This window comes from Nocardia pseudobrasiliensis NBRC 108224 (assembly GCF_001613105.1).
Taxonomy (GTDB): domain Bacteria; phylum Actinomycetota; class Actinomycetes; order Mycobacteriales; family Mycobacteriaceae; genus Nocardia; species Nocardia pseudobrasiliensis.
The window spans coordinates 90207-113837 of the sequence record NZ_BDBS01000040.1 but is presented as its reverse complement, the minus strand read 5'-3'; the positions used below and the strand labels follow the sequence as shown (position 1 = coordinate 113837).

The 23631-nt window shown below is 68.2% G+C and carries 27 protein-coding genes; 16 read left to right on the top strand and 11 right to left on the bottom strand.

Features of this window, described 5'->3' with window-relative positions; all coding sequences use genetic code 11:
• Nucleotides 1-90: 90 nt before the first annotated feature.
• The 8 genes from NP4_RS29255 to NP4_RS42835 all read left to right on the top strand — a co-directional run bounded on the left by NP4_RS29255 (nt 91) and on the right by NP4_RS42835 (nt 6172).
• A complete protein-coding gene (locus tag NP4_RS29255) occupies nt 91-879 on the top strand; it encodes an acyl-[acyl-carrier-protein] thioesterase (protein ID WP_082876316.1) in 789 nt (262 codons plus the stop codon).
• A gap of 191 nt (nt 880-1070) precedes the next feature.
• A complete protein-coding gene (locus tag NP4_RS29250; protein ID WP_068004836.1) occupies nt 1071-2042 on the top strand; it encodes a hypothetical protein in 972 nt (323 codons plus the stop codon).
• A gap of 1 nt (nt 2043) precedes the next feature.
• Entirely contained in the window at nt 2044-2832 is a 789-nt protein-coding gene (locus NP4_RS29245) for an alpha/beta hydrolase (protein ID WP_068004832.1), read from the top strand.
• A 12-nt stretch (nt 2833-2844) separates the two neighbouring features.
• A complete protein-coding gene (locus NP4_RS29240) occupies nt 2845-3252 on the top strand; it encodes a hypothetical protein (protein ID WP_068004830.1) in 408 nt (135 codons plus the stop codon).
• Nucleotides 3249-3674 carry a polysaccharide biosynthesis C-terminal domain-containing protein gene (locus NP4_RS29235; protein ID WP_147288052.1) on the top strand — a complete coding sequence of 142 codons (426 nt, stop codon included), beginning with the start codon at nt 3249-3251 and terminating at the stop codon, nt 3672-3674. The genes NP4_RS29240 and NP4_RS29235 overlap by 4 nt, the downstream gene beginning before the upstream one ends.
• The gene (locus NP4_RS29230) at nt 3671-4954 is read left to right on the top strand and encodes a hypothetical protein (RefSeq protein ID WP_068004825.1); all 1284 of its coding nucleotides are present in this window, start codon (nt 3671-3673) and stop codon (nt 4952-4954) included. Before NP4_RS29235 ends, NP4_RS29230 begins: the two co-directional genes overlap by 4 nt.
• A gap of 45 nt (nt 4955-4999) precedes the next feature.
• On the top strand, nt 5000-5365 hold the full coding sequence (locus NP4_RS29225) for an FAD-dependent oxidoreductase (RefSeq protein WP_068004821.1): 366 nt from the start codon (nt 5000-5002) through the stop codon (nt 5363-5365).
• Between the two features lie 87 nt (nt 5366-5452).
• Nucleotides 5453-6172: a hypothetical protein gene (locus NP4_RS42835; protein WP_147288053.1), complete on the top strand. Its 720-nt coding sequence runs from the start codon at nt 5453-5455 to the stop codon at nt 6170-6172.
• A gap of 290 nt (nt 6173-6462) precedes the next feature.
• Here the strand turns inward: NP4_RS42835 and NP4_RS29215 are convergent, their stop codons facing one another.
• The gene (locus tag NP4_RS29215; protein WP_082876314.1) at nt 6463-6915 is read right to left on the bottom strand and encodes a DUF397 domain-containing protein; all 453 of its coding nucleotides are present in this window, start codon (nt 6913-6915) and stop codon (nt 6463-6465) included.
• A gap of 310 nt (nt 6916-7225) precedes the next feature.
• Here NP4_RS29215 and NP4_RS29210 point away from each other — a divergent pair, with 310 nt between their 5' ends.
• Nucleotides 7226-8011, top strand: a complete 786-nt coding sequence (locus tag NP4_RS29210; protein WP_068004811.1) for a GAF and ANTAR domain-containing protein — start codon at nt 7226-7228, stop codon at nt 8009-8011.
• A 5-nt stretch (nt 8012-8016) separates the two neighbouring features.
• On the opposite strand, the gene NP4_RS29205 is transcribed toward NP4_RS29210, so the two are convergent.
• Nucleotides 8017-8403, bottom strand: a complete 387-nt coding sequence (locus NP4_RS29205; RefSeq protein ID WP_068004808.1) for a hypothetical protein — start codon at nt 8401-8403, stop codon at nt 8017-8019.
• Between the two features lie 576 nt (nt 8404-8979).
• Here NP4_RS29205 and NP4_RS29195 point away from each other — a divergent pair.
• A complete protein-coding gene (locus tag NP4_RS29195; RefSeq protein ID WP_068004803.1) occupies nt 8980-9330 on the top strand; it encodes a hypothetical protein in 351 nt (116 codons plus the stop codon).
• Nucleotides 9331-9335: 5 nt separating this feature from the next.
• Here the strand turns inward: NP4_RS29195 and NP4_RS29190 are convergent, their stop codons facing one another.
• On the bottom strand, nt 9336-9809 hold the full coding sequence (locus NP4_RS29190; protein ID WP_068004871.1) for a nuclear transport factor 2 family protein: 474 nt from the start codon (nt 9807-9809) through the stop codon (nt 9336-9338).
• A 96-nt stretch (nt 9810-9905) separates the two neighbouring features.
• Here NP4_RS29190 and NP4_RS29185 point away from each other — a divergent pair, with 96 nt between their 5' ends.
• The gene (locus NP4_RS29185; RefSeq protein WP_068004800.1) at nt 9906-10862 is read left to right on the top strand and encodes a GlxA family transcriptional regulator; all 957 of its coding nucleotides are present in this window, start codon (nt 9906-9908) and stop codon (nt 10860-10862) included.
• A 111-nt stretch (nt 10863-10973) separates the two neighbouring features.
• Here the strand turns inward: NP4_RS29185 and NP4_RS29180 are convergent, their stop codons facing one another.
• From NP4_RS29180 to NP4_RS29165, 4 genes are all read right to left on the bottom strand, one after another.
• Entirely contained in the window at nt 10974-12161 is a 1188-nt protein-coding gene (locus tag NP4_RS29180; RefSeq protein WP_068004797.1) for a Dyp-type peroxidase, read from the bottom strand.
• Nucleotides 12154-12672: a copper chaperone PCu(A)C gene (locus NP4_RS29175; protein ID WP_068004794.1), complete on the bottom strand. Its 519-nt coding sequence runs from the start codon at nt 12670-12672 to the stop codon at nt 12154-12156. Before NP4_RS29175 ends, NP4_RS29180 begins: the two co-directional genes overlap by 8 nt.
• A 309-nt stretch (nt 12673-12981) precedes the next feature.
• Nucleotides 12982-13530: a hypothetical protein gene (locus NP4_RS29170; protein WP_147288054.1), complete on the bottom strand. Its 549-nt coding sequence runs from the start codon at nt 13528-13530 to the stop codon at nt 12982-12984.
• A gap of 58 nt (nt 13531-13588) precedes the next feature.
• Nucleotides 13589-14386, bottom strand: a complete 798-nt coding sequence (locus NP4_RS29165; protein ID WP_245998367.1) for an SGNH/GDSL hydrolase family protein — start codon at nt 14384-14386, stop codon at nt 13589-13591.
• Between the two features lie 134 nt (nt 14387-14520).
• Between NP4_RS29165 and NP4_RS29160 the strand changes: the two genes are divergently transcribed.
• The 3 genes from NP4_RS29160 (at nt 14521) to NP4_RS29145 (ending at nt 18342) form a co-directional block, all read left to right on the top strand.
• Nucleotides 14521-15213 carry a response regulator gene (locus NP4_RS29160; RefSeq protein ID WP_281277683.1) on the top strand — a complete coding sequence of 231 codons (693 nt, stop codon included), beginning with the start codon at nt 14521-14523 and terminating at the stop codon, nt 15211-15213.
• Nucleotides 15210-16214: a HAMP domain-containing sensor histidine kinase gene (locus NP4_RS29155; RefSeq protein WP_068004788.1), complete on the top strand. Its 1005-nt coding sequence runs from the start codon at nt 15210-15212 to the stop codon at nt 16212-16214. The genes NP4_RS29160 and NP4_RS29155 overlap by 4 nt, the downstream gene beginning before the upstream one ends.
• Nucleotides 16215-16290: 76 nt before the next feature.
• Nucleotides 16291-18342 (top strand): DUF4153 domain-containing protein, encoded by a 2052-nt coding sequence (locus NP4_RS29145; protein ID WP_245998369.1) that lies wholly within the window; start codon nt 16291-16293, stop codon nt 18340-18342.
• A 4-nt stretch (nt 18343-18346) separates the two neighbouring features.
• Here NP4_RS29145 and NP4_RS29140 read toward each other — a convergent pair whose 3' ends face one another.
• From NP4_RS29140 to NP4_RS29125, 4 genes are all read right to left on the bottom strand, one after another.
• The gene (locus tag NP4_RS29140; RefSeq protein WP_068004783.1) at nt 18347-19231 is read right to left on the bottom strand and encodes a TIGR03619 family F420-dependent LLM class oxidoreductase; all 885 of its coding nucleotides are present in this window, start codon (nt 19229-19231) and stop codon (nt 18347-18349) included.
• A 28-nt stretch (nt 19232-19259) separates the two neighbouring features.
• Entirely contained in the window at nt 19260-19769 is a 510-nt protein-coding gene (locus NP4_RS29135; protein WP_245998370.1) for a GtrA family protein, read from the bottom strand.
• A gap of 94 nt (nt 19770-19863) precedes the next feature.
• Nucleotides 19864-20838, bottom strand: a complete 975-nt coding sequence (pip, locus tag NP4_RS29130; protein WP_068004779.1) for a prolyl aminopeptidase — start codon at nt 20836-20838, stop codon at nt 19864-19866.
• A 22-nt stretch (nt 20839-20860) separates the two neighbouring features.
• Nucleotides 20861-21706, bottom strand: a complete 846-nt coding sequence (locus tag NP4_RS29125; protein ID WP_068004777.1) for an SDR family oxidoreductase — start codon at nt 21704-21706, stop codon at nt 20861-20863.
• Between the two features lie 230 nt (nt 21707-21936).
• Between NP4_RS29125 and NP4_RS29120 the strand changes: the two genes are divergently transcribed.
• Nucleotides 21937-22725 (top strand): helix-turn-helix domain-containing protein, encoded by a 789-nt coding sequence (locus tag NP4_RS29120; protein WP_068004774.1) that lies wholly within the window; start codon nt 21937-21939, stop codon nt 22723-22725.
• Nucleotides 22722-23585, top strand: a complete 864-nt coding sequence (locus tag NP4_RS29115) for a fructosamine kinase family protein (RefSeq protein ID WP_068004772.1) — start codon at nt 22722-22724, stop codon at nt 23583-23585. Before NP4_RS29120 ends, NP4_RS29115 begins: the two co-directional genes overlap by 4 nt.
• The last annotated feature ends 46 nt before the right edge of the window (nt 23586-23631 follow it).

The following is a 23631-nucleotide window of genomic DNA, read 5'->3' as shown; positions in this document are numbered from 1 at the left end:
CGACTCGATCCGAGCGCGCGGGTCCGTGTCGAAGGGGCGGTTGTGCGGTCCGGTCGGTACGCTCACGCGTGACCTGCGAGAGGAGAGTTCATGAGCGCCGCCACCGTCGATCGGTTGGCCGACATCGCGTTTCCGCTGCCGCCGTGCCTGGACCTGAGTCGGGCGTTCCACGAGCAGTGGCCGGTGCGATTGGGAGACACCGACGGTGCGGGGCGGCTACGGCTGGATTCGGCGGCGCGGTATCTGCAGGACATCGGATACGACCATCTGAAGGTGGTCGAGGAGGGCGATCGGCATCGGGGCTGGATCGTTCGCCGCACCGTGATCGATGTGTCGGCGCCGATCGAATTCGGTGACCAGGCGCATCTGCGGCGGTGGCCGCAGGCGCTGTCGAACCGGTGGTGCAATATGCGCATTCAGGTCGCGGGCGAGAACGGCGGCCTGATCGATGCGGAGATGTTCCTGATCCACGTCGACATCGAGGGCGGCCGTCCGGCGCGGATGAGCGACCGGTTCATGGCGCCGATGCTCGCCGCGACCACCGAGCACCGCCTGCGCTGGAAGGCCGCGCTGGTCGAGGGCGCGGCCGTCGACGCCCAGGTGTGGCCGTTCCCGTTGCGCGTCACCGATGTCGACCATTACGGGCACGTCAACAACGCGGTGCACTGGGAGGCGGTGGAGGAGGCGCTCGGCCGGTTCCCCGAACAGCGGGCGATGCCGTATCGGGTGATCGTCGAACACGTCGGCCCGGTGCTGGCGGGCGACGAGGTGCTCATCCGCGCCTGGCGGGGCGAGCGCGGCCTGCACATACAACTCGAAGTCGACGGCAGCGCACGGACATTGGCGCGCGTGGAATCGTTCGCCGCCACACCGTCCTGAGCGACTGTCGTATTTCGCGGATTTCGACGGAATTACTCCGAATGGATGTTCCGACCAGTCGGACGAAATCGAGGGAAGATTTGTCCATACCGCAATCCTGAAAAGGATTGCGGTGCAAGCATGCGTGGCCTAGGTTTTCACTGGGATGCGGACATTCGATCACCGCATCGCCGCCGCGTAGTGGAGGTCGGATGGAGCGCTGGGGCTGGATTGTCGTGGCCCTGACCACCATTGTGACGACCTGGTCACTGATGATCCTCGGCCGTAATCTCGCGCGCGCCGGTGAGCGGATCGCGGCGATTTCCCCAGTGCCGCACCCGCCTCGATTGATTCCGCTGCTGGCGCCCCCGGCGGTCCTCGCGCTGTCGACGGCGACCGTCATCGGTTTCGGTGTGTGGGCGTTGCGGGTATGGCTCGGAAAATCGGTCGGAAGGGCCGGGGGCGCAAGCATTTCGGCCGCTCTGGGGCAGTTGTTGCTGCTGACCGGGGCGGCCGGGATCGTCGCGTTTCTGGCCGTGGAGTTCGTGAAACGGCAGACCCCGCTGCGCGAAATATTTCAGCGGCTGCTCGTCGACGGATTCTTCGGCGTCGATATCAACGCGCTCAACGAGGCGGTGACCCGGCATCTGATGGAGCGCGGTAAGGGAACCACGCTGCGGGACAGGCCCGGCGGTGGACCGTCGGATATCAGTTATGCGGCTACTTCTCGACAGCTCGCCGGCCAACTCGCCGATTCGCTGCGTTATCTCGCGGTGTTCGTACCGGATCCGCGGGTGCCCGACAAACTGCGGCATGCGCTGACTTTCGCGGTGATCGGCGATCCGCGACTGGTGCCCGCGCTGTACCCGGCTGATTACGTGAAAGGCGAACTGGTCGAGCGCGCCGAACTCGCGTCCTCGGATGAGCTCGCCGCGGGATTGACCGAACATATCGAACGTCGGATCGACGCGTTTCAAATACTGCTCGAAAACCGTTGGCAGCTGTTGATTCAGGCGTTGGCGGCCACCCTGGCGGGTCTGCTCGCGGCGGCGGGAACCTCGCTGGGAACCGATTCCGCGGTCGCCAGCGCGGTGGGCACGATCAGTGGACTGGTCATCGGCGGGCCGATCGCGTGGTTGTGCAGCGATCTGGTGCGCATCGTGCGGCGCGGGGCCGCGTATTGAGATGAGCTACGACGTGCTGCTGAGCCTGCGGGCCGCCGATCGCGGCGGTGGACGGCGCGAGGCGATTCTGGAGGAACTGCGACCCGATTGCGGTCGGCCGATATTTCTGTTCGTGCACGGGTTCAATGTGAATCGGCGTCGCGCGCTGGCGCAGTGGGCCGCACTGGCCGGATATCTCGGCGCGAAATCGCAGGTTCAGCGCGGACCGTTTCTGTGGCCCAGCGATCTGTATCGGAGCCGGTCGCTGTCGCGGGTCACCTATCCGATGATCGTGCCGCTCGCCCGGCAGTGCGGGCGAAAACTCGGCGACTATCTGCGGCGGCGGCCGAATCAGCGCTGTGTGCTGATCGGGCATTCGCTGGGTGCGCTGGTGGTGCTCGAGGCGGCGTATCGGTTTCGGTCGGCGACGATTCTGGACGGCTTGGGCCTGGCGGGCGCGGCGGTCGGAGTCGCCGATCTGGCTGATTCCGGTCCCTTCGACATCCCGCTGGCCGAGCGCGAGGGGGTCGGCTATAGCCCGCGAGACCCGGTGCTGCAGCGGGTTTTCGGCATCGGTTCCCGGCTGACCACACCGTTCATCTCGCATGGCGAGGCGGTGGGTCTGCACGGCGCACCGCACGATCGGCCGTGGACCCATCGGCAGGATTTCGAGATCGACCACCATGACCACTGGCGAGAGGCCGCGGTCGGCCGCTTCACCGCGGCCATTCTCGGGGATCTGGCGACGCGGTCACCGCGCGAAGCGCCGCCACCGCCACAACGACATATCCGACAACGCACCAGAGACTGATGGGAATCCGCCGTGGCAGGCGATATCGACGCGATCAAAGCAGCGATCCAGGAATTCAAGGGCGCGCACAACGCCAAACTCGACTCGTTTCTGTTCAATGGCGGCACGCTGATCGCCCTCGCCGCCAGCATAGCCGCGGCCGCGCCATGGCCGGGCGATATATCTTGGGCGCCAAGGGTTCTCGCGGGCATCACGGCCTTCGTCATCGGGGCCGAGCGCACGTTGAACTTCGGTGAGCGGTGGCGATTCCATCTGCGCATGTCCGGCGCGGCCGAGGCGTTGCGGGTGCGCCTGGATCATGTGGTGCTGCTCGAGGAGGCCGAGGCCGCCAAGGAGGTCTCGGTCATTGTGAGAGAACTCGGCGAGCTGTACCGCAGCAATGATGTGCCCGCGCCCGCGAGGGCCGGTGCGGACCGGTGAGCGAGCCCGAAATGTATGTGGTGGCGCTGGATGTGTCCACCGATGACCGCGGTTGGAGCTATTCGATTCTCGATGAACAGCTCTCGCGGATCGGTGCGATCCGCGATGTACACATCGGTGAGATCAGACCCGGTAAGATCCGCGGCAATCACTGGCACGGCAGGCGGCGGGAGATCATCGCGGTCGTCGCGACCGACCGTTGGTCGCTGCACTGGGACACCGGTGCGGGTACGCCGGTGCGCACGAGGTGTTTCGAGGCGGGCGCGGTCGCGGTGGCGCCGCCGCGGGGATGGTCGCACGCGGTGCGCAACGACGGCGCGGCGGCGCTGTGGATCTTCGCGGCGAGCGACGCGCCCTACGATCGGCACGAGACGGACCCGGTTGCGCGCGACGCGATTCCGCGGGTGGTGGTCGGGCCGTGACCGACGGGGGCGGGCCTTTTCGGACCTTCTGTCATATCAACGAATACGGGCTCGAGGGTTTCGAGAAGTTGCATCAGATGGTGGCGACGAGCGCGCCGCTGGTGCTGTGGGGGCCGTCGAGCATGCTGATCGACTCGCCGCATTGCCGTCTGACACGCAACGAGTTCCTGGAGCTGGTCGAGCGCGGAACCGTTCGGATACTCGGGCGGCGAAAGTGGTTGGAGGGTCCGGCGGGTCGTCTCGGGTCGGGGTGGGAATATGCGGGCTGGACGCCGGGGATCGACGATGTCATCGCGGGTTTCGCGCGCGAGGACGAATCGGAGGATGACGATCGGCGCCGGGTGAGCTATGCCGATGACGAAGGGGGCGATCGCTGGGCCCCGGAGTATCTCGAGCGTCGGCCCGAACTGTTCGAGCGGATCTACCGTCCGCTCACCAGCGAGGATGCGATATCGCACTTTCCGGCCGGTGTGGTCGAAAAGGCCAAGGCGGCCGAGAACCCTCGGGCCTTCGTTCTGAAGGTCATCCGCGACAGCTACAACCACGACGCGGCGCTGGCGGACTCCAGGACGCGGACCCCGTTTCTGCTCACGCCTCGCGAGAGCGGATTCAGCCAACTGCTCGAGGACGTCCGACGCGATTCGCCGGTCCGGTTCCCCGACTTCCCGCAGACACCGCTGCTGACCCAGTTCCAGCTCGCCGAGCTCACCTCGGAGGTGCTGCGAATCCTGCAGTTCCTCGAATTCGGCCGTTGGCGACGCGGTTTGACGAAGTTCATGTTCAGTAGGGAACAGGCCACCCTGGCGACGTGGATGGCGCAGATCTGCGGGCAGCTCGAGCGCGACCGTCGGCGCTTCGGCCCATCCGACCCTTCGGAAACCGCGGCATCACTCACCGGCGAGCTGATTCTGCGCATGCACGAGGAGTTCGACGCCGAACGCCAGAGCCGCGAGCAGTACGTTCGACGTCGACGAGCTCTGCTGTCCATCGATCCGAACAAGGTCGGGGCGGCAATCGTGGAGGGAGGTTCGACCGCGGTCGGATTCGCGACCGGCTCCGCGTTCGGCGGCGGTGTGACCGGCGCGGTGCTCGGCGCGGTCGGAATAGCCCCCGCGGCAATGCGTCTCGGCCAGAGCCTGGCCGGACGTCTCGGCCTGCACCCCACGGAGTATGGGAGCAACTGTCATTGGGCGTTCATGTACGCGTTCGGCCGAACGGGCGCGACGGCGGCACAGCGCGCGCGATTGCAGCGGACGCTGGATCTGCTGGTGCAGGGGTAACGCCGAACTGTGTTGTCGGGGTGGGTAATCTCGACGACAAGTGAGGTGAGCACCATCGACGATGTACTGATTGTCGGGGCCGGTGTGATCGGGCTGACCACGGCGGTGTCTCTGGCCGAAGCCGGTGTGGGCGTGCGTATCTGGACCAGGGAGCGGCCCGAGGACACCACTTCGGCGGTGGCGGGGGCGATTTGGGGTCGAGGGCCCGGGGTGCAGGAGCCGCGCGAGCGGATCGCGGCGTGGAGCGGCGCTACGGTGGGGGTGCTGAATGAACTGGCCGAGCGGCCCGGGACCGGGGTGCGTGTGGCCGAGGGGCTCGAGGCCACGCGGGAGCCGGGCGCATCGGCGGGTGCCGCCGACGGTGCGCCCGGTGCGCGCGATGATCTTCCGCCCGGCTATGTGGACCGCTGAGCGGATTGGCGCGGGTGCGCCAAATAGGGGGTAGCAAAATTGGGCACCCGACCAACAGGAACAGGTTACATTTTAGGTCCGGTTTCGGTGACGGCGATGCTGGGTCAGCAACTGCGCCGCCACTTTTCGTCGATATCTTTGGAGATTCCTATGAAGCCGACCATTTCCCTGTTTGCTTGGCTCGCTGCCGCCGCTCCGATCGCATTGGCGGCGACTTGGTGTCCGGCGGCGCCGGCCGGTGCTGTTCCGCAGGGCACGACCACCGTCAACTTTCTCTGTCAGGGCACCGTTTTCGGTATATCGCAGAAGACGACCATGACCATGCAGGTGGTGGGTGACGCACCCGGTTCGGCCGCGCCGGGTTCCGCGGTGACGATCACATTGGCCTCGACTCAGCAGACGGTACCGGCCAGTTCGAATGGCTTCACCGTCAACAACATTCGCAATCTGAAGCTGGTGATGCCGGATCCGACGAATTCCTCCGTCACCTCCGTCACGCTGTCGGGCGGTACGGTCGCCGGGACCGTGACCGCCTCCGGCGGCACGATCGCATTGAACGTCCCCGGCCCGATCGCCGGTGGCTCGAACTTCACGCTACCTGCGGAGACGATCAATGTGACGGCCGGAGCGTCGGGCTCGATCACCACCACGCTGTCCGGAACGAGCTACAGCAGTCCGGGTTTGACGCTCACCAGCAATGTGCAAGGACCGTTCGGCCCATTGGATGTTCCGGTGTCCTGTTATCCCAAACCGGCCCCGACCTTCACAACGACGACCATCGGCGCTCAGCCGGGTGCGAGGTATTGATGTCGCTTGTGGCCATCGGGCGGCTCGAGCGACATCGCTGACGAGTCACGGAGGTGATGCCGAATGTCTGGGCCGGACTGTCGCGGGCCCGGCCCAGGCTGAACGGATCTACGCGTTCACAGGCGATGGAGATTGCGCTGCACTCATCTTATCGCATATCGAACAAGTGAATACCGTTACCGCGTCACGGAATTCGCCGCGACCGGAGATGCGCGCCGCCCCGCCGAAACTTCCGGTGAGTCGGCGCGTGAATCGGTGACCGTTGGTTAATTTGGGGCAATTACTCGATATCAGGGTGCGGCCGCGCCGTTGCAACGGCCGTCTCCTCGAGAGATCCGGTCTTCGAGTCGGGTGAGCACATGTTCGATCGCGGTCAGGCCCGCGTCGATGCGCGCGGCGAGATCGCCGGGTGTGTGGGGCGGGGTCCGGCGCTCGTGGTCGAGTCGCGCGATCCGCTCGACCGCTTCGGCGTCGCGCAGATCGCGCGCGATGCGTCCGAGGCGGGAGGAGATTTCGTCGAACAGATCAGTCGTGCCGGGCGCGTGGAGCCGGTCGCGACGGACGCTGTCGAGGAAGCTGTCCCACTCACCCCCGGCGAATTGTAGGACCGGACCGTTGTCGTCGTCGGTATCGAGCACCGCGATCGTTCCGTCGTCGAGGACGGCGACGGCCACGCAGTGACCGTCGGGACCGCTGGCGGTCGCTTTACGGGCGGGGGTTCCGGCAAGATCTTTCTTACGCATGGCGATTCCCGAGCTCTCCTGGCAGGCGCGTCGACCGCGGGCACTGTCCGGGAGCCGCACTTCGGGACTGACACCGGCTTCCCTCCCGATTGTGTCACATTTGTTCGATTTCGGCTGCGGCGAGACCCGCGCTGTCGACGAAAACAACAGTGCCGCCGGGGTTTCGGCGCTTTCGGCTGTAAACGGTTGTTTCCGCCGAATCGTGACGCGCGCGGGTCGCGAATGCTACAAAGGCCTGTAGCCCTCCTTCGCGAAGGACGAGGCTGTTACCCGGTGCGCGGGAGGAAATTTCAGCAAGGGGCGGTTGCTGATGTCGAAGGACGGTTCCCGGCCGGACGAGTTGGCGGTCGGGTTTGCCCAGTTGACGGCGGTGGTGCTGCCGACCTGTGATGTCGAGAACTCCCTGCGGGATATCGCCGTCATCACCTCGCGGATGCTGACGGGGCGACCGACGGTCGGGGTGACACTCGATCGGGGCGCGGCGACGGTGACTGTCACCTCGGCCGATGCGCACACCATGCTGAGCGGTGAGATCGAGCGCACGGCGAGGCTGGGCCCCGGCGGGGAAACACTTCTGACGGCCCGGTCGGTGACGGTTCGCGATGTTCGCACCGAACGGCGATGGGGTGAGTATCCGGCGCGGATGCTCGCCCACGGCGTACGGTCGATTCATTTCGAGCCGCTGCTCACCGGCGACGACCCGATCGGTGCGCTGAGCTTGTACTCGGAAAGCGCCGACGGGTTCGACACGCACGCGCGGGAGACGATCGCGCTCGCCGGGCTACATACGGGAATGCTGTTGTCGGCGGCCCTCCATACCGCGCATCAGACCGAACTGACCGTGCAACTCCAGTCGGCGCTGGCGTCGCGGTCGGTGATCGATCAGGCGCTGGGAATGGTCATGGCACAGCGGCGATGCGGCCGAGACCACGCCTTCTCCGTGCTGAGCACAATTTCGCAACACCGCAATGTCAAACTCGTCGACATCGCGGTCGAGGTGATCCGCGCCGTCACCGGATCACCGCCCGCGCCCACGCATTTCGATCCGCCGGGCCCCCACGACCCGGCGGCACGAGGGTTTCGCCCCGGTGCGTGACCGGATCAGCCCAACCAGTCGGCGAGGACCGCGGCCCACTCCTTGTTGCGTGTGGTCTCCATGAACTCCTTGCGATCGATGAGCAGGTAGATCTCACCGATCGGGGTGCCGAGGATCAGCGGCTTGCCCGAATCGAGCAGGCCGCCGATGAATCGCCCGTACAGCGCGCTATATTTCCGCTCCACCGAGGAGATCTCGTCGCGCCGCAACACCAGACCGCCCGTGTCGTTCCATCCCGACAGCCGCAGGGCGTCGCCGTCGAACGCGATATCCCCGCGACGATGAAACAGCGCTTTCTGACTGACCACCCCCGCGGCCTTGTCCGCCCCGCCCTTGTCGCGCAGCTCCGTGGCCGTGGCCCCGATGTAGACCCCCGATTTCGCTTGCGTCACAACCGCTCCTTCACGCCGTCTCGGTATCCGACGCGGCCATCCTCGCCCGGCCCTGCCGTCGCCGACATCGCGCTCAGGAGGTACCGACGGGCCGATTTTCGACCCCTCGGGTAGTCCTCGCGGCGTAGGGCCGCTCGATTTCGTCGAACGTCTCGTCAGCGGGTGACGGCGCCGCATGCGCACAGGGTGGGCTTACCGCCGATGATCGCTGCGCCGAAATCGCCGGCCGGACGAACTGTTCACGAAAGCGGATGGCATTCGGGGCACGCGCCCTAGGTGACAGGAGGCGGCTGTATGAACACCACGGAGTCAGGAACCGCGCCTACGCGCGGGGGTGCAACGCGCTGCTGGGGTTGCTGAGCGTCTGGTTCAGGTTCGACCTCGGTGACCTGGTCGTTCTCGTCGGCGGCTGGATCGTTGGCCATCGGAACTGCTTTCGTTGATCGGATCCCTTCCCCCGCAACGATTATCGCAGGCCGCACCGATACCGGCGGAGCATTCGTGGCAGCTGCCGGGTGGCGGTGAGGTTCGCGTGTTTCTACTACATTCCGTCGTTGATCAATTAGGCTCTGTGCCATGACAGTCGTCTACAACCTGGTGGTCGTGGCTCATCTGCTCGGGCTGGCCGCGGTGATCGGCGGGTACGCCGTGGGGCAGCCGGTGGTCAACGAGGTGATGGTGTGGGGTGCGCGGGCGCAGATCGTCACCGGGCTGGTGTTGGTGGGGATGGCGGAGTCGATCGGGTCGCTGGACAAACATCTGGTGATGGCCAAGATCGTGGTGAAGCTGGTGATCGCGGTCGCGGTGGCGGGGTTCGCCGAGGTGGGGCGCGCCGATGCCAAGCGGGGTCGCCAGCTGGCGTGGATGACCCATGCCGCGGGGATCCTGGCCGTCGCCAATGTGTTCGTCGCGGTGCTGTGGAAGTGAGTCGGTCAGTCGATCGGTAGCGGTCGGTCGGACTCGTGGGGCGGGCGGGCGCCGTGGATGCGACGCTCGGCGGCGGTGATGGGACGGTCGTTGATGCTGGCCTCGCGGCGACGCATCAGGCCCGCGTCGTCGAATTCCCACAGTTCGTTGCCGTAGCTGCGCCACCACGAGCCTTCGTGGTCGCGCCATTCGTATTGGAAGCGCACGGCCATGCGGTTGCCGCGGAAGCCCCACAGTTCCTTGCGGAGCGCGTAGTCCAGTTCGCGCTCCCATTTGCGGGTGAGGAATTCGACGATCTCGGCGCGGCCGGTGACGAATTCGCCGCGGTTGCGCCACACCGAATCCGGGGTGTAGGCCAGCGCGACCCGCTGCGGGTCGCGGGTGTTCCAGGCGTCCTCGGCCTGCTGCACCTTGCGGCGGGCGTCGGCTTCGTCGGTGAACGGTGGCAGGGGCGGGCGGGGAGAGTCGGTGTCGTGCATGTCGTCGAGCATGCCCGCGCGCACCGCTACGCCGCCCATGTCGTTTCGGCCATATATCCCACACATCGCGACATACGGGTTGTTAGCGTTGCGGGTATGGCGAGCAGAGATGTGGCCGTCCTGGCCTTCGACGGGGTGCGGTTGCTGGATACCACCGCGGTGCTCGAGGTGTTCACCACGGCGGTCACGCTCGGCGCGCGCTACACGGTGACACTGTGCTCACCCGACGGCGCGCCGGTGACCACGGCCTCGGCGACCGGTTTGACGGTGGGGTGCTCCTACGGCGAGCTCGACCGCCCGCACACCGTGATCGTGCCCGGGGCTCCGGAATTGCCGTATGCCCCACCGCCGTCGGTGTTGCTCGAGACGCTGCCGGAGCTCTCGCGCGGCGCGCGGCGGGTGGCGTCGGTGTGCACGGGGGCGTTCGTGCTGGCGCGTGCGGGCATGCTGGACGGGCGGCGCGCGACCACGCATTGGCGGCACACCGGGCGGTTGGCGCGGGCGCATCCGAAGGTGACGGTCGAACCGGACGCGATCTATGTCCGCGACGGCGCGGTGACGACCTCGGCGGGGGTGAGCGCGGGTCTGGATCTGGCGTTGGCTCTGGTGGAGGAGGATTGCGGGGCCGAGCTGGCGCGCGAGGTGGCGCGCGATCTGGTGGTGTTCCTGCAGCGGCCGGGCGGGCAATCCCAGTTCTCGGTGGCCTCGCGCACGCTGCGCCCGCGTCGTGCGGTGTTGCGCGCGGTGACCGACGCGGTGCTGGCCGATCCGGCCGCCGATCACAGCCTGACCGCCCTGGCCGCGCGCGCGCATCTGAGCGGCCGTCATCTGACGCGGCTGTTCCGTGACGAATTGGGCACCACCCCGGCGCTTTTCGTGGAGTCCGCCCGCCTCGAGGCCGCCCAGGCCATGCTCGAATCCGGTGACAGCGTCACCGCCGCGGCGTCGCGCTCGGGTCTGGGCAGCGACGAATCGCTGCGACGGGTGTTTCTTCGGCATCTCGGTGTGACGCCGTCGGCGTATCGTTCGCGATTCCGAACCGCTTCGCGGTGAATGGGATTCGACGGGACAAGGTGATCCGCCGAGACCTCGACCGTGTCGAAGGCGCGGCATATGCGGCGAACATGCGGTTGATGCGTATTTGCCGGATATGCCGTGCGCGGTTCAGCTTTCGAACAGGGTCTGACCCAGATAGCCGTCGGTATCGGGGACGCCGGGCGGCAGGGCGAAGACCGCCGAGCCGATGGGGGTGGTCCAGGTGTTGAGCGCGTCGAATTCGGCGAGGCGACGTTGGACGGGCAGGTATTGGGTCTCGATATCGCGTTGGTAGGCGGTGAACAGCAGGCCCGAGTTGGAGGTGGCGCCCGGGGCGGGGGCGTCGTCGTAGTTGTAGCCGCGGCGCAAAAAGCGGTCGGTGTCGCTGGTGTGGTGGGCGCGGGCGATGTGGGAGGACGGGGGGATGAGGGGGATGCCGTGGGCGTCGGTGGCGGTGAAATCGGGTTCGTCGAACTCGTGGATACCCGACAGCGGTGCGCCGGTGGTGATGCGGCGGCCGACGGTGAGTTCACGGCCGTCGGGGTCGAGTTCGTCCCAGGTGTCCAGGTGCATCGCTATGCGCCGCAACACCAGGGCGGTGCCGCCCGCCAGCCACGGGTGGGTGCGGCCGTCGTCCCAGACGAGGCGGTCGAAGGCGGCGGTGCCGGGGGTGAGGTTGACCGTGCCGTCGACCTGGCCCATGAGATTGCGCATGGTCTGCCCATCGGGTGCGTTGCGGAATCCGCGCTGCACCCACCGCACCGACACCAGCGAGGCGACACTGCGGCACAGCGCGCGCACCGCGTGGGCGACGGTGGTCGCCTCGTCCGCGCACACCTGCAGCAGCAGATCCCCGTCGCAGTAGGCCGGATCGAGTCGGTCGATGGTGAACGCGGGCAGCGGGGAAAGCCATGGCGGGCGCGCGGATTCCAGGCCCGCGACGGTGAACAGGCGCGGCCCGAATCCGACGGTCACGGTGAGTCGGGCGGGTTGGGTGGCGAGTTCGGGTTCGGTGTCGGCGAGGGCGGGGTGACCCTGGGTCAGGCGCGCGGCGTCGCCGGTCCAGATCTTCAGCACGCCGATGATGTCGGCGCGTTCGACGCCAGGTTCGAGGTCGAACGCGACGAAGGCGGCGTGCTGCTGGGCCGGGGTGGCGATACCGGCCTGATGTGGGCCGTGGAACGGTTCGGTCCGGGGTCGCGGGGCGTCGGTGGTGAGTCGGTCCGCGCCCCAGGCGATTGCGGCCGCCCCGGCGGCTCCGGCGGCGACCGCGCCGCCGCCGAGCAGCCGCCGCCGCGACAGTCCGCGCTCAGCCACCGTGGGCGGAGGAGTCGGCGGGGGTGTAGCTCTCCTTGTTCCCGGCGAAGTCACGCACCTGGGCGGTGAAGGTGGCGGCCGAGCCGTCGGCGTATTTCACCGTGATCGGGGTCTGAGATCCGGTGCGCAGGGGCGCTTTCAGATCCAGGAACATCAGATGGTCGCCGCCGGGGCTCAGAGTGACGCTGCCATGGGCGGGAATCGCCAGCCCACCGGCCTTGGGCCGCATGGTTTTCGAGCCGTTGGCGTCGACGGTTTCGTGGATCTCCATGCGCGCTGCGGCGGGACCGGTGGCGTCGACGAGCCGGACCTCGCGGTCACTGTCGTTGGTGAAGCGGGCGAAGGCGGCGGACATGCCGGTATCGGCGGCCTTGACCCACTGGTCGGTGACGGTGACCGCGTCGGCCTGCGCGCGGTTGTCGGTGCCTGAACCGGAGGAGCATCCGGCGACGAGCAGGGGCACGATCGCGGCGGCGAGCAGGGCGGCCGCGCGGGTGGTCGGGGAGGGCATGAGGAGCTCCTTGTCGAATGGAAGTGGGGGACAGGCGGGTTGGTGCCGCCGCTGGACGAGGCCGCTCACCAGGGACGGCGGCGACGCTGTACCGCGGGCGCTCGTGGCGAGAGCGTGCGGCCGCGCGTCGAACCGGATCGGCAGCGGTGTCGAGTGCGCTGGGACACGTTCGCCGGATCGGACCACTCGCTCATGCCGCGAGCGATCGAGCTGCTCATCGTCAGCCGTGCACGAGGGCGCGACCGAATACACGCCGAGCATCGACTGGCAGGGCACGGTATGCCGCTGGCCTGGCCTACATGGATGCTTCTACGCCGGAACCGAATTCACCCGAGGACGCACCACCGCTCCCGGCGGCCCACGTCGCCGCGCATCCGACCGATGCATCCGATGCGCGATAGCACTCACTGCGACCACGCAGCTCATGCCGACGCGCGGGCCGGTCTCGAACCATCCCGCCAGCGCGACCACGACCCACCGCACCCGCGCGAGCACCCGCCCGAGCGCGAGCTCGGCCCCGCGGATCAGCAACGCCCCCGCCGCGATCGCGACCACATGCGCGGCCAGCATGGCCGAATTCGTCACCGCCGGATGATGATGGGCCCCCGGCGCGGACAGCGCCGCATGCGCGATCACCTGCCCCGCCGCCAGCGACGCCAGCAGCCGCGCCACCCCGCCCGGTACGGCCGCGACCACCACCCCGGTCAGCGTGCACGCGAACAGCAGCAGCGTCAGCGCGGTGGAACCGATCGCGATCGATCCGCCGCCGAGGCCGTGCGCGGCCACCGCCACCGCCCCCGACGCAGCCCCGACGGATGCCCCGCGCAGCCGCGCCGCGGAATCCGCCGTTGATCGCACCGGCCCATCGTACTGACCGCATAATTCGGGCAAATGACCAGGTTTGCGCGGTCTCGGATCAGTCCGCCACCGACAGCACCGGAATCAGCTGCGGCCGCTTCGCGGTGACCCCGTCCCCGCGCGAGATGCCGCGCAGCCGCCGCGCCACCCACGGCGCCATATGCAGTCCGGCCCAGCGCAACTCGCCGACGAACGCCTCACCGAAACCGCGCGGATCCGGCGGCATCGGTGCGCGCCAGGCGCCGTCGGCGCCGGGCAGCCCCAGCGCCTCGGCGACCGCGCGGGCCACCAGATCGTGGCCGAGCGGATTGAGATGCAGCCGATCCTCGGCCCACACCCGCCGATCCACGGCCGCGCGCACCGGTTCGAAATCCACCAGCACCACACCGGGCCGCTGCGCCAGCTCCCGGATCCGGTCGTTCATCACCCGCACCCGCGCGGCGATCGGCCGCAGAAACGGCGCGATACCGCCGATATCGGGGAAGGTGAAGGTGATGACCCGCGCCCCGGCCGCGGTCAGCGCGGCGATCATGGTGTCGATCTCGGACAGTACGGCCTCCGGATCGAAGCGCGGACGGATCAGATCGTTCATACCCGCCACCACGGCCGCCAGATCCGGGGCCAGCGCGAGCGCGGGCGCCAATTGCTCGTCGCGGATCTGCCCGGCCAACCGGCCCCGGATCGCGAGATTGGCGTAGCCCAGGCGCGGATCGACCGCGGCCAGCAGCGTGGCGAACCGATCGGCCCAGCCCAGATATCCGCCGATACCGTCGGGATCGCCGATGCCCTCGGTCTGGCTGTCGCCCAGCGCCACGAAACGGGTGAACGACAGGGATCCATGCTCATCCCGCAGCACTGCGCCTCCTCGGGTTCTGCTCCGGCCGGATAATCGTATTCACGCCCGGTCACACTTCGCATCCCGAGCGACCACACAGGATCTCCACAACTGTCGCGAACCATCTCCACCGCTGTTGCCTAAGGTCAGTGGGCATGGAACCGATGCAGCAGCCGACGCGGGCGCGGCGCATCCTGGTCGTCGAGGACGAACCCACGATCGCCGAATCGGTGGCCGCGCGGCTGCGCGCGGAGGGCTTCGCCGTCACCGTCGCCTGCGACGGCCCGGCCGCGGTCGCCGCCGCGGAGACCGAGCAGCCCGATCTGATCGTGCTCGATGTGATGCTGCCGGGCTTCGACGGCCTCGAGGTGTGCCGGCGGGTGCAGGCCCAGCGTCCGGTGCCGGTGCTGATGCTCACCGCCCGCGCCGATGAGACCGATATGCTCATCGGTCTCGGGGTGGGCGCGGACGACTATCTGACCAAACCGTTCTCGATGCGGGTGCTCACCGCCCGCGTGCACGCGCTGCTGCGCCGCGTCGAGCGCAGCAGTGAACCGGCCGCCACCGTGGTGGCGGGGGAGTTGCGCATCGATGTCGAGCAGCGCCGGGTGTGGCGGGCCGATACCGAAACCCAGCTCACGCCATTGGAATTCGATCTGCTGGTATACCTGGCGCGGCGCCCGCGTGCGGTACATCCGCGTGAACGACTGCTCGAGCAGGTGTGGGGGTGGTCGGATGCCTCGGGCACGCGCGCGGTCGACAGTCATATCAAGGCGCTGCGCCGCAAACTCGGCGCGGACCTGATCCGCACCGTGCACGGTGTCGGCTACGCGTTGGAGGTGCGATGAATCCCGCCATGTCCCTGCGCCTGCCGCGGCCGCTGGATCCGGTGCGCTCGATCAAATTGAAACTGGCCATCCTGATGGTGTGTTCGGGCGGGCTGGCGTTCGGTTTCTTCCGGCTGCAAATCGGTTGGCTGCCGCCGCGCACCACGATCGCCGCGCTGCTGATCGCGTTGATCACCTCGCAGTTCCTCGCCCACGGCATCACCAGTCCGCTGCGGGAGATGACCGCCGCGGCCCAGCGCATGGCCCACGGCGACTATTCGCTGCGGGTGCGCGCGAGTTCCCGCGACGAGGTGGGACGGCTCGCGCAGGCGTTCAACCGGATGGCCGCGGATCTGGCCGCCGCCGAACAGCAGCGCCGCGATTTCATCGCCAATGTCTCCCATGAGCTGCGCACGCCCATCACCGCGCTGACCGGGCTGTTGGAAAATCTCGTCGACGGGGTGTCACGGCCGGATCCGGCGACCCTGCGCACCGCACTCGCTCAGACCGAACGGCTGGGTCTGCTGGTGTCGGAACTGCTGGAGTTGTCCAGCATCCAGGCGGGAGCGGTCGTACTGGACCGCGAACCGATCCCGGTCGCCGACCTGGTCGCCGATGTCGTCGCCGAGGCCGAGGTCACCACCGCCGCCCTGGGCCGCGGCATCGCCTTCGCCACCGATCTGCGCCCCGGGCTGATTGTGCACGGCGACCGCGCGCGACTGCATCAGGTGCTGCTGAACCTGCTCGACAACGCCGCCCGCCACGGACCCACCGGCGGCACGGTCACCCTCAGCGCCGAACGCGCACCCGGCCGCACCATCCTCGAGGTCCACGACCAAGGCCCCGGCATCCCGCCCGACGAACGCGACCGCGTCTTCGAACGCTTCACCCGCGGCGGCCGCGCCGACGGCGGCGGCACCGGCCTGGGCCTGGCCATCGCCCGCTGGATCGTCGACCTGCACGGCGGCGTCATCGCCGTCACCACCCCCGGCTCCCGAATCCGCGTCACCCTGCCCGACTGAATCCCATTCTCCCGCAACCGGGGACCGCTACTGTCGGTCCCGGGTCGAATCCGCACATCCTCAGGAGTCCACACCGATGCCCACCGAACCCGACCCGACCTCGGACGCCGAGCAAACGGCCGAACCCGCCCAGCAAGGCGACATCGAATCATCCACGCCCGCACCCGTGACGAACCCGCCCTCGTCCGACCCCACCGCACCGCAACCGGCCAACGCACCCACAGAATCCGCGCCCGCACCGGGCAACGGCTCCGCCTGGCGGTCACCCGACACGGTCGCCGCCGCCCCCACCGACCTCGCGCCTCGAGCGCCCGTGATGCCGAATCCACCGATCCGGCCGAGGATCCCACCCCGCTGGACCCGAGTCAGCTTCCCCCGCGGCGTGCTGTCGGCCATGACGATCAGCGCCGTCGCGGGAGCCGCATTCATCCCCCTCGACAGCCCCGGCATCGGCTGGTTCCTCGCCGCCGCCACCGCGACCACCACCCTGATCGCGGTAGACCGCACAGCCCGCCGCGACCGCGCCACCGATCCCACGCCCGCCACCACAGACACCGCGCCCAAGGCCGCCTCGGCCGATTCCGCGGCGGAAACCGCTGCCGCAGCCCCGGTCTCGTCGGCCGACAATTCCCTGCGGAGCCACGTCGTCGCGGCACCCGAGGCCGCGTCGGCGGGCGACTCCATGTCGGCCGATAAGCCTGAATCCGACTCTGCCGCCAGGCACGACGCCGCATCGATCGGCAATCCCGCATCCGATACCGCTGCCTTGCCTGAGGCGGGCGCGGCCGACAGTCGTGCGCCGAGCACCGCTGCCGCGCTCGATGTTTCTTCGGCCGCGAGCGCCCCGGCCCGCCACCCCGCGCCGGGCGATATCGCCGCGCTCGCGGACGTCTCCGCCGATTCCGCCCCGCGCCACCCGTATCGCGCGCGCTGGTGGTGGGCCGCGCTGACCCTGGCCCTGCTGTCGGTCGGCGTGATTCGGGCCTCGGGGTGGCTGTTCACCTGCTGTCTGTTCGCCGCGGCCGCCACCTTCTCCCTGACCCTGGTGGGCAGGCGATCGGTCTCGGGCATCTGGTTCGACATCTTCGCCGTCCCGCTGTCGACCCTGGCCATGCCGCCGTGGCTGACCCGCGGAGTGCGGCGACGCACCACCGGCGCCACCGCCGCACAGACCCGAATCGCGATCTCGCTCATCGTGACCGCCGTACTGCTGCTGATCTTCGTTCCGCTGCTGGCCGGGGCGGACGCGATGTTCGCGGGCATTCTGCGTTCGGTCATCCCGCAAATCGACGGCGTGACGGCCGTGCGGTGGATCATCGTCGGCGCGATCACCGCCGCCCTCACCGGCGGCTCGCTCTACCTGCTCGCCGGGCCGCCCATGCCCGCCGACGCGCGCCGCGCCACCGGCGGAATGCATTGGCGCACCATGGAATGGGCGCTGCCCGTCGGCGCGCTGACCATCCTGTTCGCGATCTTCGTCACCGTCCAACTCACCGCCCTGTTCGGCGGCGACGACTACGTCCAACGCACCGCCGGACTCACCTACGCCGAATACGCGCGCAGCGGCTTCTGGCAACTGTCGGTCGTCAGCATTCTCACCCTCGCCGTCATCGCCGCGGTCCTGCGCTGGGCCGCCACCGACACCCCCGCCCAAACCCTGTGGCTGCGAACACTACCGGCCGTGCTCGGCGCGCTGACGCTGGTCATCGTCGCCTCCGCCCTCTCGCGCATGTGGACCTACCAGCAGGCCTACGGATTCACCGTCCTGCGCCTGCTCGTCTCGACCTGCGAGATCTGGATCGCCCTGCTGTATCTGATGATCCTGGCCGCCCTGATCCGCCTGCGCCGCGCCTGGCTGCCCCGCGCCGCCGTCGGCGCGGCCGCCCTGACCCTGCTGCTCCTCGCCGCAACCGACCCCGAACGCCTGGTCGCCGACCGCAATATCGACCGCTGGCAAGCCGGTAAATCCCTCGACACCGGCTACCTGTCCCAACTGTCGGCCGATATCGCCCCCGCCGCCGACCGCCTGCCCGAACCGCTGCGCTCGCAGCTACTCGATCCCGTCCGCGCCCGCACCACCGACCACCGCTGGCAGAGCTGGACCCTGTCCCGCGCCCGCCTGCAATAACCGCTCAGCGCAACCGATCCAGCACATGCACCGCCGTCTCCACCGCGGCATCCACCGAATCCACCACATACAACAGATCCACGAAGTAATGCTCGAACCCGGTCTCGGCGGCGATCTGCTCGATCGCCGCCGAGACCTCACCCGCCCCCACCCCGCGCGCCACGTTCACCCGCACCACCGTCTCGATCGCCCCAGGATCGCGCCCCGCCTCCCGCGCCGCCCGATCGACCTCCGCCCGCGCCTGCCGCAACCGCGCGCCCTGCCCGTCCACACCCGGCACCCGCACCACCGGCAACCACCCATCCGCGCGACGTCCCACCCGCCGAATCGCTTCCGGCGCGAAGCCCGCCAGATGAATCGGCGGATGCGGCCGCTGCACCGGCTTCAACACACTGCGAAACTCCGGCACCGACCCGAACGACACCGGATCGGTCGTCCACACCGCGGTCAACGCGTCGAGCGTCTCATCCAACCGCGCCCCACGCCGCGCGAACGGCACCCCGGCCGCCGCGTACTCATCCGGCGACCACCCGATCCCCAATCCCACCGTCAACCGCCCGCCGCTGACCACATCGATCGACGTCAACGACCGCGCCAGCCCCACCGCCGAATACAGCGGCGCCACCAGCACATTGGTCCCCACCCGCACCCGCTCGGTCGCCACCGCCGCCGCGGTCAACACCACGAACGGATCCAGCACCGACCCGAACTCCTCGGGCATCGTCGACAACCCCGCATAACCGACGGTCGGACGCGTCGCCGCGATCCACCGATCACCCACCCACAGACTGTCCGCCCCGGCGAACTCGACCTCGCGCGCGAACCGCGCCACCTGAGCCCCCGCCCGCGCCTGCGCACCGAACTGCGGCAGCGAAAATCCGATTTTCACCCTCTCGTCCTACCAGATCGGCAGCGACTCAGAGAATCTCCAACTCCGCCTCCCGCAAATCCTCGGGGAACACATACCGCCGCAGCGCCCAGAACCGGAACGCCATCGCCAGCAACACCCCCAGAATCTGACCCGTCACGAAATTGGCCACCGCCTGCGCGGGCGCACTCACATGCGGCACCCGGATATCGAACACATACAGCGACACTGCCTGCGGAATCAATGTCACCACGATCGCCAACCCGCTCACCGCGAAGAACAACGCCGCCTCATGCGCCCGCTGTCGTCCACCCCGCGCACTGAACGACCACTCCCGATTCAGAATGTAGGACACGATCGTCGCGATCAGCACACCGAACGCCCGCGCCGTCAACGGCTTGTCCTGCAACACCGTCAACTTCAACGCGTACACGATCCCGGTATCCACGAACCACGTCATCGCCCCCACCACGGCGAACTTCAGCAACTCCCCATGCCGGAGCAACAGCTCACGATAATTCTCCGGCAGCCGATCAAGGCCCCACTGCACCAACGACACGTACGCCACCATAACCCCGCCCGCCGCCCCCGGCACGCCCAGCCAAAACGCCGAGCCCGACCCCGAAATCGAAGGCGGACAAAGCGGATCACCCTCAGAGACGACGACCGTAGGACTCCACCGCCCCCAAGATCGCCTCCAACATCGCCGGACTACCCGTATGCCCCGAATCCTCGATGATGCGCAACCGCGCCGCCGGCCACGCCTTCGCCAAATCCCACGCCGTGCGCAGCGGCCCCGACAAATCCAACCGACCGTGAATCAACGTCCCCGGAATATCCGCCAACACCGACGCCCCCGCCAGCAACTGCCCCTCCCACAACCAGCCTCGATGCGCGAAATAATGCGTGCAAATCCGCACGAACGCCATCATGTCCGCATCCGGCTTCGCACTGTATTGCCCGGGCGTACCCGACGATTCGTGCGCGATCACCGCATCCTCCCACCGACACCACCCCCGCGCGGCCGCCTCCCGCACCACCGGATCCGCGTCATTGACCAACCGCGCGTACGCCGCCACCAAATCCCCGTCCCGCTGCGCCTCGGGCACCCCCGCCCGAAACTCCTCCCACGCATCGGGCACCAACAACCCCACCCCGCGATACAACCAATCGATCTCCGCCGCCGTCGTCGTGGTCACCCCGATCAACACGATCTCACTGACCCGCTCCGGAAACCGCTGCGCATACGCCAAACTCAACGTCGACCCCCACGACCCGCCCATCAACAACCACCGCTCGATCCCCAAATGCTCGCGCAACCGCTCCATATCCGCGATCAAATGCTCGGTCGTATTGGCCGCCAACGACACCGACGCATCACCGGCATGCGGCAGGCTCTGCCCACACCCGCGCTGATCGAACATCACTACCCGATACACCGCCGGGTCGAAATTCCGGCGCATCCCGCGCTTACCCCCACCGCCCGGCCCGCCGTGCACCACCACCGCCGGCTTACCCGCCGGATTGCCCGCAACCTCCCAATAGATCCGCTGCCCGTCGCCCACGTCGAGCAACCCACGGTCATACGGTTCGATAGGCGGAAACGGTTCGCGGCGAAGAACAGTCATTCCGCCGAGTCTGCCGCAAAACCTACCGCGACGCCGCCGCCAACCCCACCATCCGCGCACTCTCCGCGACCAACCGCTCACCCACGGCATCGTCCTGGGCGACCCGCGACGGCGCCTTCACCCGATCGTTCTGGAAATAACATCCCGTCACCGCGGCCAGATCCGGATCGGTCGCCACATAGGTCAACCGCTGCCCACCCTCCTCCGCGGAGACCATGAAGATCCGCTTCACCACCTCCATCGCCGGGCGCGCGAACCACGGCGCGGCATTCCAGATCCCCGTCGCCACCGCCCCCGGATGAAACGCGTTCGCCGTCACCCCCGTCCCCGCCAACCGCCGCGACAACGCCCGCGCATACAGCACATTCGCCAGCTTCGACCGGCTGTAGGCCTTCTGACCCGAATACCCCCGCCGCAGGCCCAGATCATCGAAATCCAACACCGCCCCGTAATGCATCACCGACGCGGTGAACACGATCCGCGCCGGACTCGACGCCACCAACCGATCCACCAACAACTCCGTCAGCAGAAACCCACCCAAATGATTCGTCGCGAACGTCGACTCCACCCCGTCCACCGACTCCGACCGAGTCAGGAAGAAACCGCCCGCGTTATTCGCCAACACGTCGATACGCTCATACCGATCCAGCACCCGCTCGGCCAACCCCCGCACCGAATCCCGCGACGACACATCACATTCCAGCGTGTCCACCGCCTCCGCCCCGGCCGCACCCACCTGCCGCGCCGCCGCCGCCAATTTCTCCGGATTACGTCCCACCAGAACCAGCCGCCCGCCCCCGGCCGCGATCTGCCGCGCCGCCGCCAGCCCGATGCCTGATGTCGCCCCCGTGATCAGGATCGTCTTCATATCGGTCACCCTGCCAGATCCCTTCGCCGCTGTCCTGTCACCAACCCGGATACCCGCACCACCCCTACCCATCCCCGCCCGCTGAATCCAGAGCGGGCACACCGTTTTCCACCCGCCGCCATCGGCCCGAAGCCACGGCGTCACAACACCACACCTGCGCACCGCCGCGACGCCAACCATTACCTCGCACGTAATCGTCGCCGCACACCCCGCTCCGTACGATCGACCACGTGCCAACCCAGAACGCCGGCGACCTCATCCGCCACTGGCGGGTCAACCGCCGCCTCAGCCAGCTCGAACTGGCCGGCCGCGCCGAAACCTCCGCCCGCCACCTCAGCTTCATCGAAACCGGGCGCGCCACCCCCAGTCGCCAGATGATCCTGCACCTGGCCGAACACCTGGAAGTACCGCTGCGCGAACGCAACCGGGTCCTGCTGGCCGCGGGCTACGCACCCGTCTACGCCGAACCCGCCCTCGACACCCCGCAGATGGCCCCCGTGCGCACCGCCCTCAGACAGATCCTCATCGGCCACGAACCCAATCCGGCCCTGGCCGTCGACATGAACTGGAATATGGTCGACGCCAACGGCAGCATCGACCTGTTCCTCGACGGCATCCCCGCCGAACTACTCGCCCCACCGGTCAACGCCCTGCGCCTGAGCCTGCACCCCAAGGGCATGGCCGACCGCATCGTCAACCTCGCCGAATGGCGCGGCCACCTCTTCGAACGCCTGCAACGCCAGATCGAGATCTCCGGCTCCACCGAACTGGCCGCCCTGCACCGCGAACTACTCGACTACCCCGGCGGCGAACAACCACCCGGCCTGCCCGAACCCGAACAGGCCGTCGTGCCGCTGCGCCTGCGCCACAACGGCGCCGAACTCGCCTTCATCAGCGCCATGACCGTCTTCGGCACGCCCATGAACGTCACCGTCGCCGAACTGGCCATCGAATCGTTCTTCCCCGCCGACCCCGCCACCGCCGAATTCCTCCGCGATCGAGCACAATCGAAGCGATGAGCGATCTCGCGTCGAGGCTGGCCGCCCTGCTCGACACACCCGTGCGCGTCGTCACCGACCTCGGCCATCGCCACGCCTGGACGCTGCATCGCGCACAGCTCGCCGACGGCCGCGAGGTTTTCGCCAAAGCCCTGGACTCGCACCGGCGATCCGACGCGGGACAGGCATTGGCGGCGGAGGCGGCCGGTCTGCGCTGGCTGGGGGAGGGTGAGCACGGCCTGATCCCCGAAGTGCTGGCAGCCGATGCGAACATGCTCGTCCTGCCATGGCTTCCCGAATCCACGCCCAGTTCGACCTCGGCCGAACAGCTCGGCCGCGATCTGGCCGCACTGCACGCCCGCACTCCCGAATCCTTCGGCGCGCCCTGGCCCGGCTTCATCGCCTCACTCCCGCAGGACAATTCCCCCAGCGCGGGGGAGTGGGGCAGCTGGTACGCCGAACATCGCCTGCTCCCACTTCTGCGCGCGGCCGCCTCGGCGCTGGGTCGGGACGGCGTCGGGTTGATCGAACGCATCATGTCCGAAATCGGCGAGTTCTGCGGCCCCGCCGAAGCGCCCGCCCGCATCCATGGCGACCTCTGGGCAGGCAATATTCTCTGGACGACCGCCGGGGCCCGCCTCATCGACCCCGCCGCCCACGGCGGTCACCGCGAAACCGACCTGGCCATGCTGTCCCTGTTCGGCGCTCCCCACTTGGACCGGATCCTGGCCGCCTACCAGGAGTGCGCACCCCTGGAAGCGGGCTGGCGCCAACGCATTCCACTGCATCAGCTGTATCCGCTGCTGGTGCATGTGGTGCTGTTCGGGGGAGCGTATCGAGGGATGGCCGTCGACGCCGCCCGGGCAGTGCTGGCCGGATAGTCACCGATAGGCCATCCGCAGGCGGGAGCCCATCAACGCAATAAAA